We start from the raw sequence: 14,632 nt of genomic DNA, 5'->3' as shown, positions 1-14,632 counted from the left end.
CCGGTCCCGAACGGTGGCTGCCGTCGACCCGCAGACCGTGGGCGGCTGCCGTCAGCCCGCAGACCCTGATCCGCTGCCGGCGACCCGCAGACCGTGGACGTACGGACCACCGACTGGTCGTAGGGTCCCGCGGCTTCCGCACGCACGAACGCACGGTGAAACGCCGCGAGGGCCGGGCATTCCGCCCGGCCCTCGGCCACTACCGTCCACGCCACGGCTGCCTCGGCGATACGCCGTTCGCCGTGCCGCGTCACTTGCCCGTCTACGCGTTCGCGGAGTCGGCGACCGGTGTGAACTGGTGCTTCAGGAACGCGCCCGACCAGGCCATCAGGTCCGACGGCACGTAGTAGCCCTTCTCGTCGTTGATGGCGTCCCAGTTCCCCGCCACGTCCTCGACGGTGACCGGGTCGCCCTGGTGGACGTACCCCTCGGTCGAGGCGATGAAGAGACGCGCGAAGCGGCCGGCGCCGGCCGTGTAGATCTCCCCGTTGACCGGGCAGCTCTCGTGGGCGAGATACGCCACCATCGGCGCCACCGCGTCGGAGGGCATGTACGGCTGGCCGGGGAGCGCCTGCGTGGGCTCCTCCTCGGGACCGCCGCCCATCCGGGTCATGGCCGCCGGCGCGATCAGGTTGACCTTGATCCCGTGGGGTTCGCCGGCCAGTTTCGCGCTCCGGGCCAGCCCGACCGTGCCCGCCTTGGCCGCCGCGTACGACAGGTTGTTGTCGAGGCCGAACAGGCCGCTGGAGGTGGTCAGCACGACCCGGCCGTACTGCTGCTCGACGAAGTGCGGCCAGGCGGCGCGCAGCGTGTTGAACGAGCCGACGAGATGCACGGCGAGGTGGCGGTCCAGGTTCTCCGCGTCGACCTCGGGCAGACCGGCCCACCGGATGATCCCCGCGTTGTTGACGAGGACGTCGATGCGGCCGAAGTGCTCGATCGCGGAGTCGATGATGGCCTGTCCGCCGGCCGGCGTGGAGACGTCGTTGGTGTCGGCGACGGCCTCGCCGCCCGCCGCGACGATCTCATCGACGACCTTCTGCGCGGGACCGGCGTTCGAGCCGTCGCCCTCCATCGATCCGCCCAGGTCGTTGACGACCACCTTCGCCCCACGCTCCGCCAGAAGGCGGGCGTGGGCCCGGCCGATGCCCCGGCCCGCGCCGGTGACGACCGCGACGCGTCCTTGGAAGCTGAACTCGCTCATGCCCTACTCCTGTTGTACTGCGGTTGCGGATGCGATGACCGGTCCCGCCCGTTCGGGGTGGGACCGGCTTGGTCGTGCCGGCGACCGGGGCGGCCGCCGATGTCGAGCTACCAGGTCACCGGCAGCTCTTTGATGCCGTAGGCGAGCGCGTCGGCCGGACGGAACTCGAGTTCGTCGCGGTCGACCGCGAGACGCAGGGTGGGGACGCGCCGGTAGAGCGTGCCGTAGACGACCTGGAGCTCGATACGGGCGAGTTGCTGGCCCAGGCACTGGTGGATGCCCCAGCCGAAGGCGTGGTGGTGGTTCGCCTTACGGGTGAGGTCGAGTTTCTCCGGCTCGGGGAACGCCTCGGGGTCCCAGTTGCCGGCGGGCAGCGGGACGACGATGCCGTCGCCGGCCTTGATCTGCACGCCCTCGAACTCGAAGTCCTCGGCGGCGATGCGCCGCTGCCCGAACGTCGCGACGGTCAGATGGCGCAGGATCTCGTCGACCGCGTTCGCGGCGTCCCGGGTGTCCTCGATCTCGCGCAGCCGTGCCAGCTGGTCGGGGTTCTCCAGTAGCAGGGCGGTGCCCAGGGTGATCATGGTCGCACTGGTCTCGTGGCCGGCGATCAGCAGGATCATGGAGAGCAGGGTGGCCTCGGGAAGGGTGAGGTCACCGTCCTTGACGCGCGCGGCGAAGTCCGAGAGTACGTCGTCGGCGGGCTCCTCCATCTTCTTCTGGAGCAGTGCGGCCAGGTAACCGCCCAGCGCCTCGCCCGCGCGCCGGTCGTCGTCCGCCGACTTGTCGCTCCTGGTGGCGAAGGAGGCGTGCTCCTGGAAGAAGTCGTGGTCCTCGTACGGCACGCCGAGCAGGGCGCAGATCATCAGCGAGGGCAGCGGCAGCGACAGCGCCGTCACCAGGTTCACCGGCTTCGGGCCTGCCAGCATCTTGTCGATGAGCTCATCGGTGAACCTCTGGATGTCCGGCCGCAGAGCCTCCATCCTCGGGCGCGTGAACGGGCGGGTCATCATGCGGCGGATCCGCGTGTGGTCGGCGCCGTCGGCGTTGAAGATCGTGAGCGGGTGCTCATGGGCGGTCTCCGCCATGGCCTGGTTGGGGTACGGGAACCCCGGCCGCTTGTCGTCCGAGCTGACCCGGGGGTCGGACAGGATGGCGCGCTGCGCGGCGTGGCCCGTGACGAGCCAGGGGGTGCTGCCGTCCCAGATCCGGGCCCGGGAGACGGGGGCCTGTTCGTTCAGTGCGCGCAGTCCGGGGGGCGGGGCGAAGGGGCACTTGGCGTCCCGGTCGTCCTGGTAGAAGTAGGTCGGCTCGTCGGGGGCGTGCCGGACGTCTGCCTCGGCCATGGGTGTTCCTCCGTGGTGGGATGGGGGGAAGGGGTGGGGGGAAGGGGTCGGGCTCGGGGGCTATTCCTCGATGCGAATGGCCAGGGCCGGGCACATTGCGGCGGCGTTACGGACGTCGTCGGCCAGTTCGGCCGGCGGGTTCTCGTCCAGCAGGACGACGATGCCGTCGTCCTCGCGCTGGTCGAACACGTCCATGGAGGCGGCCACGCACTGTCCGGCGGCGACGCACTTCTCCTCGTCGACGACAACCTTCATGGGAATCTCTCCTGATCGTTCAGTGGGTCGGGGCGGGGGCGGCGAGATCGTCGACGATCTCCTGACGGCGCATGCGGGCCTGCTTGGGCATGTTCCAGCCGAGGACCCCGGTGACGCGGCCTCCGCTGCGGTACCGGGCGACGAAGCGACGCGCCGTCAGGTCGCCCTCGACGAGGTCCACTTCCGCGTCGGCGGGCAGGAAGCCGTGCACCTGGAGCTTGGCGTCGTACTGGTCGGTCCAGAAATACGGGACCGGCGTGTACGGCCGGTCCTCGCCGAGAATCGCGCCGGCGACGGCCATGGCCTGTTCGGTGGCGTTGGTCCGGTTCTCGAGGCGGATCAGCCGGCCGAGGCCCTCGTGGTGCCAGCGGGCCACGTCACCGACGGCGTAGATCCCCTCCTCCGCGCGGCAGCGGGAGTCGCACACCACACCGTTGTCGAGCTCCAGCCCGCTGTCGGTGAGCCATTCCGTCGCCGGGGAGGCGCCGATCGCCACGACCACCACGTCGGCCGGCAGCACCTCGTCGGTGGCGAGCCGGACGCCGGTGACGCGACCTTCGTCGGCGGTGAGTCCGACGACGCCGGTGCCGAGCCGGAGCGTGACTCCGCGCTCGGTGTGCAGGTCGGCCAGCACACCGGAGACCAGCGGGCCCACCTGCATCGCCATCGGCGCCGTCAGCGGCCCGGTGAGCGTGACGTCCAGGCCCAGGGTCCGTGCGGTGGCCGCGATCTCGGAGCCGAGGACGCCCTCGCCCACGACCACGAGCCGGGTGCCTGCCAGCAGATCGGCGCGCAGCGCCAGCGCGTCGTCGAGACTGCGCAGTACGTGGACGCCGGCCAGGTTCTCCTGACCCGGCAGGCGCCGGGCTCGTACCCCGGTGGCGATGACGACCGCGTCCGACCGCAGCGCCCGCCCGGATGCGGTACGCACGGTCCGCGACGCCGGATCCAGTCCGACCGCCGGATCGCCCAGGACGAACTCGGCGTCGAGCGCCGACAGCGCGTCCTGCGGGCGCAGCGTGGCCCGCTCCGGCTCCCATGCGCCGGAAAGCACCTGCTTGGACAGCGGCGGGCGGTCGTACGGTGCGTGCGGCTCGTCGCCGAGCACCGTGATCGGGCCCGCGTAGCCCTTGCGGCGCAGTGCCTCCACGGTGGTCAGTCCGGACGCGGAGGCGCCCACTACCAGGACGCGGGCCGGTGCCCTGACGTCGTCCTCGATGCTCATTCGCGGCTCCATTACAGGCGTTGGTGCGGTGTTCGATGCGAGACGGACGGACTGATCAGACGAGGTAGCGGCCGCCGTTGACGCTGAACGTCTGGCCGGTCACATAGCCCGCCTCCTCCGACGCGAGGTAGGCCACCGCGTACGCCACGTCCTCGGGCGTCCCGGCGCGCTTCATCGGCATCGTGGCCGCGGCCGCCTCCACGTCGATGGGACCCTGACGCACCAGGGGCGTGTCGATGAACCCCGGCGGGACGTGGTTGACGGTGATCCCCTTCTCGATGTACTCGACCGCCAGCGCCCTGGTGAGGCCGATGACACCGCCCTTGGAGGCCGCGTAGTGGGCCATGGCGGGCGCCCCGGTCTGGGCGGAGGACGAGGAGATGTTGACGATGCGGCCCCAGCCCGCCTCGAGCATGTCGGGCACCAGCTGCTGGGTGACCAGGAACGGCCCCTTGAGGTTGATGCCGATCATGCGGTCCCAGGACGACTCGCTGATGCTCGTGAACGGCTCGTAGGCGGTGATGCCCGCGTTGTTGACGAGGATCGTGACCGGGCCGAGCTCGTCGCGGGTGCGTGCCGCGGAGCGGGCCACGGCCGAGGCGTCGGCGGCGTCACCGCCCACCGCGACTGCCGTGCCGCCCGCCTCCTGGATCTCCGCGGCGGTCTTCTCGGCGCCCTCGGCGTTCAGGTCCCAGACCGCCACGGCGGCCCCCTTGGCCGCGAGCACGGTCGCGATGCCGCGTCCGATCCCCCGCGCGCCGCCGGTGACGACCGCGACCTTTCCCTGCAGTGACATGTGTGCTCCTCGTGTGCTTGGTGCGGGACCTGGACGACTGACGTCCCGGCCGGGGGCCGTCAGCCCTCCAGTGCCTCGCGGGCGGCGGTGCGGGCGGCGACCGCCCGCGGGAAACCGGTGTAACCGCTGGAGTGGTAGATGACCTCGGCGATCTCCTCCGGGGTCAGTCCGTTCGTCCGCGCGATGCGGACGTGGGTCTTGAGCTCGGTCTCCGCCCCGAGGGCGATGAGAATGCCGAGCGTGACCAGGCTGCGGTCACGTGGGGCGAGGCCCTCGCGGCCCCAGAGCGCTCCCCAGACGCTGGTGAGACCGATGTCGACGAGGTCTTCTCCGAGGCGGCCGTCCCGCAGGTCCACGTCGTCCTCGGGGAACACGCCCGGCAGAGCGGCCCGCATGGCCTTCCAGCCCGCGGCCCTCAGATCGGTGGCTTCTTCGACGCTCTTGTCACTCATGACTGACTCCCGTTGCGCGGCTTCGCGTCCTGAGCGAAAGTTAGACCAGACGGTCGGTACAATCAATCTCCGTGGCGAGATTCGCATCCATTGAACGAATCCAACCCCTCCTCTAGTCTCGCCCTCAATATTCGATCGACCGGTCGACATATGAATCAGGCTCACGCGGGAGAGCACATGAGCGAAACGACGAAGACGGGCCCGGCGGACCAGGGCCTCGTCGACGTACTGGTCATCGGCGCCGGAGTCACCGGCATCTACCAACTGCACCGAGCCCGGGAGTCCGGATTCTCGGTGAAGCTGCTCGAGGCGGGCAGCGGGGTGGGCGGCACCTGGTACTGGAACCGCTACCCGCAAGCGCGCTTCGACTCCGAGAGCTACACCTACGGCTACCTGTTCTCGAAGGAGCTGTGGGAGGAGTGGGAGTGGTCGGAGCACTTCGCCGGCCAGCCGGAGATCGAGCGCTACTTCAACTACGTGGTCGACCGGTTCGACCTGCGACGCCACATCTCGTTCGGCGCGAAGGTGACCTCGGCCGTCTGGGACGAGACGGCCGGCACCTGGACGGTGCGCACCGAGGACGGGTCCCTGCACCGGGCACGCCATGTGGTCGCCGCGACCGGAATCCTCTCCGTGCCGTTCGTGCCCGGCATCCCGGGCCGCGAGGACTTCCGCGGTGAGCAGCACCACACCGGCCGCTGGCCCAAGACGCCCGTGGACTTCACCGGCAAGCGCGTGGCCCAGATCGGCACCGGATCCAGTGGCGTCCAGATCGTGCCCGCGATCGCCGACGAGGTCGCCAAGCTGACGGTGTACCAGAAGGTGGCCGACTGGCTCACCCCGCTGAACAACCGGCCGATCACGCCCGAGGAGCAGGCCGGCCTCAAGAGCGACTACGAGACCGTCAGGGACACCCTCAACGCCTCGCCCAGCGGCTTCCTCCACCAGATCACCATGCGCTCGGGCCTCGATGACACCCCGGAGCAGCGCCAGGAGTTCTACGAGACGAGGTGGAACGGCCCGGGCTTCACCAAGCTGTCCGAGCACTACTACGACATGACCACGAACCCCACGGTCAACGAGGAGTGGTGCGAGTTCATCCGCACCAAGATCCGCTCCATCGTCAAGGATCCCGCGACGGCCGAGAAGCTGATCCCCAAGGGACACGGCTACGGCGGCCGCCGGCCTCCCTTCGGCACCGGCTACTACGAGGCGTACAACAAGCCGAACGTCGAACTCGTCGACATCAACGAGACGCCGATCGTCCGCATCACCGAGACCGGGATCGAGACCGCCGAGGGCCACCAGGAGTTCGACCTCATCATCTGGGCGACCGGCTACGACTTCGGCACCGGCGCCCTCAACCGCCTCGGCGTGCGCGGCCGTGGAGGCCTCCCGCTGGAGGAGTACTGGGCGGACGGCCCGTCCACGTATCTCGGGGTCACGACCGCCGGCTTCCCCAACTTCTACTTCCCCGGCGGACCGCACGGGGCGCTGGGCAACAACCCGCGCTACTCCGGCGACCAGGTGGAGTACGTCATGGACCTGCTCGTCCACGCGCGCGACTACGGCCATGACGTCGTCGAGGTGACGGCCGCCGCCGAGGAGGAGTGGACGGACCTCGTCAACGACAGCGCGGGGCAGTCGTCCTTCCTCAAGAGCAGCTACTTCTACGGCGCCAACATCCCCGGCAAGCCGGTCAAGCAGCTGCTGAACCCGACCGGACGCTGGAAGCTCCAGGAGCTGATCCGCGAGTCCGTCCAGAACGACTTCCCCGCCTTCGCCTTCTCCAAGGCCCAGGACGCGGCGGAGGAGGAGGCCACGGCCTGAGCGCGCGGAACGCCCGTACCGCCTGGTGCGGTACGGGCGTTCCGGGGTCCCGAGGGCCGGTTACGGCAGGAACGTCGTGACCCTGCGGCTGAACCTCCATGTGCCGTCGACCCGGCGCAGCGTGTCGTCGTAGCGGCCGACGAGCTGCACCGCCCAGCCCGACTCACCGCGCTGGAGGAACGCCAGGTTGCTGACCGCCGTGGCCTCGTCCCCGGTGAACGAGGTGACGACCGTGTTCGCCGTCAGGTGCAGCTGCGGCTGCGTCGGCGCGAAGGCGGCATAGCCCTCGCGGATGGCGTCCCGGCCCTCGAAGGTGGCGACGCCGGCGATCTCGGCGACCCCGTCGGGGACGAACAGCTCGGCGATGTCGTCGTTGCGGCCCGCGTCCAGCGCCTGCGCGTAGGCGGCCACCGCGGCCTCCACGCCGGCCGCGACCGACGCCCCGGCGTCGGCAGAAGTCGTACTCATCTCACTCCAAGGTTGAAGGGGGTGGTGCGGTCCGTGCCCGCGGTCCTCAGACCTGGTACGTCGTCTTCCTGCGCGTCAGCAACCAGGTGCCGTCCACCCGGCGCAGACTGTCGTCGTAGTGCCCGACGACCTGCACCGCCCAGCCCGTCTCGGCGCGCTGGAGGAAGGCCACGTCGCTCGTCGCCGTCGCCTCGTCCTCGCCGGACGGCGTGACGACCGTGTTGGTCACCAGGTGCAGCTGCGGCTTGGCCGGGGCCCACTCCTTGAAGGCGGCACGCAGCGCGTCGTGTCCCTGGAGGGGGTCCGTGCCCGGTAGCTCCAGGACCCCGTCGGGTGTGTACAGCGCGACGACGTCGTCGGTGCGGCCGGCGTCCTGGGCCTGCGTGTGCGCCCCGATCACGGCGCGCACGCCCGCCACGACCCACGCCTGTGTGGATTCGCTCATTGCCTCTCCAAGGGATAGACGTTTCGACCAGTCAGTCTATTACTGGCGAGCGGGTGATAAGAACCCCCCGGATACAAGCAATCACGCTTGTTGACCGATCGGTACATTGCAAATAGCATGCGGGTGACCGTCGACGGGGACTGTCACTTGAGGAGGGCGTTATCGTGACGAAGCGTTGGAAGCAGCGGCCGCCGGGTTCGACGTGGGGCGAGTTCGGTGAGGACGACGAGCTGGGCCGGATCAACCTGATGACGCCCGAGAAGGTCCTTCAGGGCGTGCGGGAGGTCGAGCACGGGATCGCGTTCAGTCTGAGCCTGCCGCTCGACTATCCGGGCGGTTCCTCCCTGAACCAGCGCCGGTACCCGCCGATCCTGCGGCCCACCGAGGACCTCCAGCACCAGCAGGACGTCTTCTACAACATCCGGGCGAGCCAGCACTTCTCGCCGGACCTGATCGACGTGTGGTCCGACGACGTGGTGACCCTCTGGCTGCAGTACTCGACCCAGTGGGACGCCCTCGCGCACCAGGGCGCCGAGTTCGACGCCGACGGCGACGGGATCGCCGAGCCGGTGTACTACAACGGCTTCCGGCCCGGCACCGACATCGTCGGGCCCGCGGAGGACGCCAAGGGCGACGGCAGCGGAAGCATCGGCTTCGCGCGCCACCTGGGCCTGGAGCACATGGCGGAGCACGGCGTCCAGGGCCGGGGCGTCCTGATCGACCTCGCCCATCACCTGGGCACCGGCCACCAGCCGGTCAACCTGGCGAAGCTCAAGGAGATCATGGCGGCGGACAACGTCGTCGTGGAGCCCGGTGACATCCTCCTGCTGCACACGGGCTTCGCCACCCAGCTCCTGGCCTGGGGGAAGAACCCCGACCCCGTGGCCATCCACCAGACCGCCTCCTACCTCGACGCGGACGACCCGGCGCTGCTCGACTGGATCGCCGAGTCGCGGATAGCGGGGCTGGTGGCCGACAACTACGCGGTCGAGGGCGTCGGCGTCACTCAGGCACAGGGTCCGCACACCCTGCTCCCCATCCACCACCTGTGCCTGTTCAAGCTCGGCGTCCCGCTGGGCGAGCTCTGGTATCTGCACGACCTCGCGGCCTGGCTGCGCGAGCACGACCGGAGCCGCTTCCTGCTCACCGCGCCGCCGCTCAACCTCCCGGGCACACAGGGCAGCCCGCTCACGCCGGTCGCGACCGTCTGAGGCACGGGCGGGACCGGTTCCGCCGACGGCCCACGCCTTGTCCTGCCGGCCTGGCCGGGCCGACGGCGGACCGCAAGGGGATGCCCCAGGACTTCGGTCCTGGGGCATCCCCTTGCCCTGTGGCCACGCAGTGGGCGCGCCCTCCCGGACGCGCCCACGCCTTCCCTTCGTCCGGCCCGTCATCCGGCCGGCGGTTCGTTCACACCGCCGCGATCCGCCGCAGCGTCTCGGCGATGGTGTCGCTCGAGGGCAGCCACAGCCGTTCCAGCGAAGGGGCGTACGGAGCGGGCATCGCCGGCGGCGCCACCCGGGTGACGGGCGCGTCCAGATGCCAGAACCCCTCGTCGACGGCGAGGGCGGCCAGCTCGGCGCCCACGCCGAAATCCCGTACCGCCTCGTGCGCGATGACCAGGCGATTGGTCTTGGCGAGGGAGGCGAGAACCGTCTCCCGGTCCAGCGGGGCGATCGTGCGCAGGTCGATCACCTCCACGCTCACGCCCTCCGCGGCGAGCAGCTCCGCTGCGGCCAGGGCGTCCTGGACCATCCGCGACCAGGAGACGAGCGTGATGTCGGTGCCTTCGCGGACCACTTTCGCCTTGCCCAGCGGGATCATGTGGCCCACCGGCGGCTTCGGGCCCTTGAAGCCGTACTGGAGCCGGTTCTCCACGAAGACGACCGGGTTGGGGTCCTGGATGGCGGCGCGCAGCAGGCCATAGGTGTCGGCCGGGTTGGACGGCATCACCACGGTCAGCCCGGGGATGTGGGCGAGCAGCGCCTCCAGGCTCTGCGAGTGCTGGCTGCCGGAAGAGCGGCCCGCGCCGAACTGGGTGCGCACCACCAGGGGCATGGAGGCCCGGCCGCCGGTCATGAAGCGCAGTTTGGCGGCCTGGTTGAGCAGCATGTCCAGGCAGACGCCGATGAAGTCCATGTACATGATCTCGACGACCGGCTTCATCCCCGCCATCGCCGCCCCGACCGCCGTCCCCAGGATCGCGCTCTCGCTGATCGGGGTGTCCCGCACCCGCCCCGGGAAGGCCTGCGCCAGCCCCCGGGTGAGCCCGAAGACGTTGCCGCCCGCGCCGACGTCGATGCCGGCGACGAACACGGTGGGGTCGGCGGTGAGTTCGTGCTCCAGCGCGAGCCGTACGGCGTCCATGGAGCGGAAGATCTCACCGTCGGCCGGTGCGGGCTCGGGTACGGCGGGACGCGGCGCCGAGACGAAGTCGTACAGGCTCTCCGGGGCCGGCTCGGGCAGGCTCCTGGCCCACTGCACCGCCGCCTCGATCTCCTTGTCGATCTCCTCGTCGACCGCGTCGGCCTGCGCGGCCTCGACTCCCGCCGACGCCAGGTGCCGGCGGGCCACCAGGAGGGGGTCGCGCTCCTTGGCGGCGGCCACCTCCTCGGGACTGCGGTAGCGCTCCGGGTCACCCTCGTAGTGGCCGTGCCAGCGGTACGTCTCCGCCTCCACCAGGACCGGACCGCCACCCGCCCGCAACCGCCCGACCACGTCGGTCATCAACCCGGCCACCGCGAGGACGTCGTTGCCGTCGACATGCGCGTAACCGATGCCGTAGCCCGCCGCGCGGGCGGACAGCGGGGCCCGGTGTTGTTCGGCGGCGGGCGAGAACTCGGAGTAGTGGTTGTTCTCGCACAGGAAGACGACCGGCAGGTCCCATACGGCCGCCAGGTTGACGGCCTCGTGGAACATGCCCTGCGCGACGGCGCCGTCCCCGAAGAACGCCACCACCACGTCTCCCGCGGCCCGCAGCTTGGCCGCGGTGGCGACGCCCGTGGCGATCGGGAGGCCGGCCCCGACGATCCCGTTGGCGCCGTATATGCCGAGACCGGGGTCGGCGATGTGCATCGAACCTCCGCGGCCGTGGCACGTCCCGGCCTCCTTGCCCATCAACTCGGCCATCATGGACGCCGAGTCCAGCCCCTTGGCCAGGACGTGCCCATGGCCACGGTGGGTGGAGGTGATGCCGTCCCGCGCGCCGAGCGGCCAGCAGGTGCCCACGGCGCTGGCCTCCTGACCGATCGACAGATGCAGGAAGCCGGGAATCTCCGTCGCCTTGTACAGCTCGGATGCCCGCTCCTCGAATCGCCGGATACGGCGCATCCGGCGGTACATCTCCAGGAGCTGATCCGCATGCGCGGATCCGGTCATGGTGTGCCGCGGTGCCTCAGTCGTCATGCGCGTCCTCGCAATGCTCGCCGGGCGGCACAAGGCCGCACCGTCTGAGTCCTACTTTTAATGTACCGTCTGGTCTAGCAAACTGCTTCATGCGCAAGAGAAACGATGTCCCGGGCCCGCTTCCCCCCGGATGCGCCCGACGCCGTCCGGATGCGGGGCACGGGACATGTCGTACCGAAACGTCGACATATCAGGCGGGGAGAGCAGCAATGCCCAGACCACCGGGCCACGGGCCGGGCTTCGAGGCCAGACGCCAGAAGATCATCGACACGGCCGCCGAGCTGTTCGCCCGGCAGGGCTACGCGGGGACCTCCGTCAACGACCTGGGCCGGGCGGTCGGGCTCGCCAAAGGAGCGCTGTACTACTACATCGACTCCAAGGAGAACCTGCTGATCGAGATCCAGTCCCGGGTGATGGCCCCACTGCTGTCCCGGGCCCGGCAGATCGCCGACCTCGACGCGGATCCCCTGCTGCGGCTGCGCCTGTTGTCCGAATCGCTGCTGACCATCATCTTCCGCAGGCTCGACCACATCTGGGTCTACGAGCACGACTACCGCAGCCTCACCGGCGACCACCTCCGGACCCTGCTCGGCCAGCGCGCCGAGTTCGAGCAGTTGGTCAGGGGACTGCTCACGGAGGCCATGAAGCGGGGCGGATTCCGCGCGGTCGACCCGCACGTGGCCACCCTGCAGTTCCTGAACCTGCACAATCACACCTACCAGTGGGTGAAGCCGGGCGGCCGCTGGGACGCCGCGTATCTGTCGCGCGAGTTCTGCGACACCCTGCTGCGCGGGTTCGGCGCGCCCGAGGCCGCCCTGCCCGCCGTGGAGGAGGGGGCGGAGGCGTTCAAGCGCGACCGTCCCGATCTGCCGCTCGACCCCGAAGCCGCGTGGCGATCCGCCGCCCTGGCGAGTTGAGCCCCGGGGCCCGCGGCACACGCCGCGGGCCCTTCGGCTCTCACGCCCGCTTCACCAGCGCCCTGGCGATGACGTCGCGCTGGATCTCGTTCGTACCCTCGCCGATCTCCAGGATCTTGGCGTCGGCGTAGAACCGCGAGATCTCCGACTCCCGGATGTACCCGTAGCCGCCGTGGATCTGCAAAGCCTGGGAGGCGGCACGGTTGGCGACCTCGGAGGCGTACAGCTTCGCCATGGCGGCCTCCGTGCTGTGCGGCCGCCCCTGGTCGGCGAGCCAGGCGGCCCGGTAGACCATCCACCGGGCGGCCTCGAACTCCGTGCCGATGTCGGCGATCTTGTGTGCCACCGCCTGGAACGCCGACAGCGGACGGCCGAACTGGTGCCGCTCCGTGGCGTGTTTGACGGCCAGGGCGAGCGCCGCCTTGGCCAGCGACAGCCCCAGGGCGGCGACGCTGATCCGCCCCTTGTCGAGGACGGAGAGGAACTGGCGCAGCCCGTTGCCCTCCTCGCCGATGAGATGGTCGTCGGAGATCCAGCAGTCCTCGAAGACCAGTTCCCTCGTGTCCATGGCATGCCAGCCGAGCTTCTTCAGCTTGGCCCCGCACGTGTAACCGGGCGTGCCGGTCGGCACGTAGAACGTGGCGAACCTCTTCCGCCCGTCCTCGCCCTTGCCGGTCGTCGCCAGCAGCGTGACGCCCTGGCTGATGTCGGTGCCGGCGTTGGTGATGAACATCTTGGTGCCGTTGATCACCCACCCCCCGTCCGCGCGACGGGCGGTGGTGGTGATGCCGGCGGCGTCGGAACCGGCTCCGGGCTCGGTCAGCCCGAACGCGCCGATCGCCTCGCCCCGGGCCAGCGGGGCCAGCCAGCGATGCTTCTGCTCCTCGGTGCCGTAGGCCAGCAGCGGAAGCGTGGCGATGGTGGAGTGCGCGTTCCACGAGGAGGCCACCGACTGGTCCGCGGCGCCGAGTTCCTCCATGACGGCGACGTAGGAGACGGTGTCGGAACCGGCGCCGCCGTACTCCTCGGGCACGAGCATGCCCATCAGGCCGAGTTCGCCGAGCTTGGTGAAGACGTGCGTCGGGAACTGCTCGTTCTCCGACCACTCGGCCGCGTTGGGGGTGATCTCCTTGGCCGCGAACTCCCGGACCATGTCCTGAAGGTCCCGCGTCTCCTCCGGCAGGTCGAAATCCATGTCACAGTCCCTTCGGGGTCAGCAGCACCTTCAGGTGCTTGGCGCGGTCGGCGGCCAGGTCCGCGAAGACACCAGCACCTTCCGAGAGCGAGAAACGCCCGGTGATCAGCGGCGAGGCGTCCAGACGCCCGGTGCTCATCAGGTCGATCACCCGGGCGATGTCGAAGTTGTAGCCGAGGGTGCCGAGCACGGACCGCTCGTAGAAGACGAGTTGCCCCATGTCGAACTCGACGCTGCCGTGCCCGACCCCGGCCAGCACGACTCGTCCGCCGCGCCGGGCGGTGGAGACGGCCTGTGCGGCGAGCGCGGGCACTCCGGTGGCGTCGATGACGACGTCGGGGCCGATGCGGCCGGTCTTCAGGAACACCGCACGGCGTACGTCGGTCTCGCGCGGGTCGAAGGCCTCCGTGACACCGAGGGCGAGGAGCTTCTCCCGGCGTTCCTTCAGGGGTTCGCTCACATAGAGCCCGGCGGCGCCCGCGAGCCGGGCCGCGAGGACGACGGCGAAGCCGATGGGACCGCCGCCGACGACCAGGACGTTGTCGCCCGGCCGGACGCCGGCCCGGGTGACGGCGTGCAGGCCGACCGCGAGCGGTTCGGCGACGGCCGCCATCTCGTCGCTCACGTTGTCGGGAAGCCGGGTGAGCCCCGCGAGCGGGACGGTGACGCGGTCGGCGAAGCCACCCGGTGAGGCGAGGCCCACCGAGCCGCTCTTGGGGCAGATGTGGTACTCGCCCCGCACACACCAATAGCAGACTCCGCACCGCCAGACGGGGTCGGCGGTCACCCGGTCGCCCACCCCAACGCCCGGCACGGCAGTGCCCAACGCGACGACGGTGCCGCTCAGTTCGTGACCGAGGGCGAGGGGCGGGCTGGCACCGGTGAGCGGGTGCGGACCGTTGCGGATCATGTGCGGCCCTTCGAGGAACTCGTGCAGGTCCGTGCCGCACACTCCACACCAGGACACCTCCACCACGGCCTCGTCCGGCCGCGGTTCAGGCGGGTCCGGTACTTCCTCCAGCCGCAGATCGCGTGCGCCGTGCCAGCGCAGTGCCTTCATGTTCTCCACCCTTTCGTGTCGTACACACCCCCCT

Annotated in this window: 14 protein-coding genes; 3 read left to right on the top strand and 11 right to left on the bottom strand. The window is 70.2% G+C overall.

Annotated features, from left to right (window positions below):
- Nucleotides 1-262 precede the first annotated feature (262 nt).
- From ACIRPU_RS30030 to ACIRPU_RS30005, 6 genes are all read right to left on the bottom strand, one after another.
- Complete coding sequence (locus ACIRPU_RS30030; RefSeq protein WP_403872709.1) at nt 263-1,204, bottom strand: SDR family NAD(P)-dependent oxidoreductase; 942 nt, start codon at nt 1,202-1,204, stop codon at nt 263-265.
- A 107-nt stretch (nt 1,205-1,311) separates the two neighbouring features.
- On the bottom strand, nt 1,312-2,550 hold the full coding sequence (locus tag ACIRPU_RS30025) for a cytochrome P450 (protein ID WP_403872707.1): 1,239 nt from the start codon (nt 2,548-2,550) through the stop codon (nt 1,312-1,314).
- Between the two features lie 60 nt (nt 2,551-2,610).
- A complete protein-coding gene (locus ACIRPU_RS30020) occupies nt 2,611-2,805 on the bottom strand; it encodes a ferredoxin (protein WP_403872705.1) in 195 nt (64 codons plus the stop codon).
- A 19-nt stretch (nt 2,806-2,824) separates the two neighbouring features.
- Nucleotides 2,825-4,030, bottom strand: a complete 1,206-nt coding sequence (locus ACIRPU_RS30015; protein ID WP_403872703.1) for an NAD(P)/FAD-dependent oxidoreductase — start codon at nt 4,028-4,030, stop codon at nt 2,825-2,827.
- Between the two features lie 55 nt (nt 4,031-4,085).
- On the bottom strand, nt 4,086-4,826 hold the full coding sequence (locus ACIRPU_RS30010) for an SDR family NAD(P)-dependent oxidoreductase (protein ID WP_403872701.1): 741 nt from the start codon (nt 4,824-4,826) through the stop codon (nt 4,086-4,088).
- A 59-nt stretch (nt 4,827-4,885) separates the two neighbouring features.
- Complete coding sequence (locus ACIRPU_RS30005; protein ID WP_142270232.1) at nt 4,886-5,278, bottom strand: carboxymuconolactone decarboxylase family protein; 393 nt, start codon at nt 5,276-5,278, stop codon at nt 4,886-4,888.
- Between the two features lie 177 nt (nt 5,279-5,455).
- Here ACIRPU_RS30005 and ACIRPU_RS30000 point away from each other — a divergent pair, with 177 nt between their 5' ends.
- The gene (locus ACIRPU_RS30000) at nt 5,456-7,108 is read left to right on the top strand and encodes a flavin-containing monooxygenase (RefSeq protein WP_403872699.1); all 1,653 of its coding nucleotides are present in this window, start codon (nt 5,456-5,458) and stop codon (nt 7,106-7,108) included.
- A gap of 60 nt (nt 7,109-7,168) precedes the next feature.
- On the opposite strand, the gene ACIRPU_RS29995 is transcribed toward ACIRPU_RS30000, so the two are convergent.
- Both ACIRPU_RS29995 and ACIRPU_RS29990 read right to left on the bottom strand, forming a co-directional pair.
- Nucleotides 7,169-7,576, bottom strand: a complete 408-nt coding sequence (locus tag ACIRPU_RS29995) for a nuclear transport factor 2 family protein (RefSeq protein WP_142270230.1) — start codon at nt 7,574-7,576, stop codon at nt 7,169-7,171.
- Between the two features lie 46 nt (nt 7,577-7,622).
- Nucleotides 7,623-8,021 (bottom strand): nuclear transport factor 2 family protein, encoded by a 399-nt coding sequence (locus tag ACIRPU_RS29990; RefSeq protein WP_403872696.1) that lies wholly within the window; start codon nt 8,019-8,021, stop codon nt 7,623-7,625.
- 164 nt (nt 8,022-8,185) lie between these two features.
- Here ACIRPU_RS29990 and ACIRPU_RS29985 point away from each other — a divergent pair, with 164 nt between their 5' ends.
- Nucleotides 8,186-9,232, top strand: a complete 1,047-nt coding sequence (locus ACIRPU_RS29985; protein ID WP_355707226.1) for a cyclase family protein — start codon at nt 8,186-8,188, stop codon at nt 9,230-9,232.
- Nucleotides 9,233-9,431: 199 nt separating this feature from the next.
- Here ACIRPU_RS29985 and ACIRPU_RS29980 read toward each other — a convergent pair whose 3' ends face one another.
- A complete protein-coding gene (locus ACIRPU_RS29980) occupies nt 9,432-11,426 on the bottom strand; it encodes a pyruvate dehydrogenase complex E1 component subunit beta (RefSeq protein ID WP_403872694.1) in 1,995 nt (664 codons plus the stop codon).
- Between the two features lie 209 nt (nt 11,427-11,635).
- On the opposite strand from ACIRPU_RS29980, the gene ACIRPU_RS29975 reads away from it, so the two are divergent.
- On the top strand, nt 11,636-12,343 hold the full coding sequence (locus ACIRPU_RS29975) for a TetR/AcrR family transcriptional regulator (RefSeq protein WP_384124629.1): 708 nt from the start codon (nt 11,636-11,638) through the stop codon (nt 12,341-12,343).
- A 40-nt stretch (nt 12,344-12,383) separates the two neighbouring features.
- On the opposite strand, the gene ACIRPU_RS29970 is transcribed toward ACIRPU_RS29975, so the two are convergent.
- Together ACIRPU_RS29970 and ACIRPU_RS29965 are read right to left on the bottom strand one after the other, a co-directional pair.
- Nucleotides 12,384-13,538, bottom strand: a complete 1,155-nt coding sequence (locus ACIRPU_RS29970; protein WP_403872692.1) for an acyl-CoA dehydrogenase family protein — start codon at nt 13,536-13,538, stop codon at nt 12,384-12,386.
- A gap of 1 nt (nt 13,539) precedes the next feature.
- Nucleotides 13,540-14,598 carry an alcohol dehydrogenase catalytic domain-containing protein gene (locus tag ACIRPU_RS29965; protein WP_403872690.1) on the bottom strand — a complete coding sequence of 353 codons (1,059 nt, stop codon included), beginning with the start codon at nt 14,596-14,598 and terminating at the stop codon, nt 13,540-13,542.
- Between the last annotated feature and the right edge of the window lie 34 nt (nt 14,599-14,632).

It is taken from the genome of Streptomyces sp. NPDC102259, assembly GCF_044766465.1.
Lineage (GTDB): Bacteria > Actinomycetota > Actinomycetes > Streptomycetales > Streptomycetaceae > Streptomyces.
Note: the sequence above shows the minus strand (reverse complement) of the source record. Positions and strands in the feature narration are given on the sequence as shown.

Bases quoted from the DNA above. Each gene is read 5' to 3' on its own strand.
- ACIRPU_RS30030 (WP_403872709.1), bottom strand. From the start codon at position 1,204: ATGAGCGAGTTCAGCTTCCAAGGACGCGTCGCGGTCGTCACCGGCGCG.
- ACIRPU_RS30025 (WP_403872707.1), bottom strand. From the start codon at position 2,550: ATGGCCGAGGCAGACGTCCGGCACGCCCCCGACGAGCCGACCTACTTC.
- ACIRPU_RS30020 (WP_403872705.1), bottom strand. From the start codon at position 2,805: ATGAAGGTTGTCGTCGACGAGGAGAAGTGCGTCGCCGCCGGACAGTGC.
- ACIRPU_RS30015 (WP_403872703.1), bottom strand. From the start codon at position 4,030: ATGAGCATCGAGGACGACGTCAGGGCACCGGCCCGCGTCCTGGTAGTG.
- ACIRPU_RS30010 (WP_403872701.1), bottom strand. From the start codon at position 4,826: ATGTCACTGCAGGGAAAGGTCGCGGTCGTCACCGGCGGCGCGCGGGGG.
- ACIRPU_RS30005 (WP_142270232.1), bottom strand. From the start codon at position 5,278: ATGAGTGACAAGAGCGTCGAAGAAGCCACCGATCTGAGGGCCGCGGGC.
- ACIRPU_RS30000 (WP_403872699.1), top strand. From the start codon at position 5,456: ATGAGCGAAACGACGAAGACGGGCCCGGCGGACCAGGGCCTCGTCGAC.
- ACIRPU_RS29995 (WP_142270230.1), bottom strand. From the start codon at position 7,576: ATGAGTACGACTTCTGCCGACGCCGGGGCGTCGGTCGCGGCCGGCGTG.
- ACIRPU_RS29990 (WP_403872696.1), bottom strand. From the start codon at position 8,021: ATGAGCGAATCCACACAGGCGTGGGTCGTGGCGGGCGTGCGCGCCGTG.
- ACIRPU_RS29980 (WP_403872694.1), bottom strand. From the start codon at position 11,426: ATGACGACTGAGGCACCGCGGCACACCATGACCGGATCCGCGCATGCG.
- ACIRPU_RS29975 (WP_384124629.1), top strand. From the start codon at position 11,636: ATGCCCAGACCACCGGGCCACGGGCCGGGCTTCGAGGCCAGACGCCAG.
- ACIRPU_RS29970 (WP_403872692.1), bottom strand. From the start codon at position 13,538: ATGGATTTCGACCTGCCGGAGGAGACGCGGGACCTTCAGGACATGGTC.
- ACIRPU_RS29965 (WP_403872690.1), bottom strand. From the start codon at position 14,598: ATGAAGGCACTGCGCTGGCACGGCGCACGCGATCTGCGGCTGGAGGAA.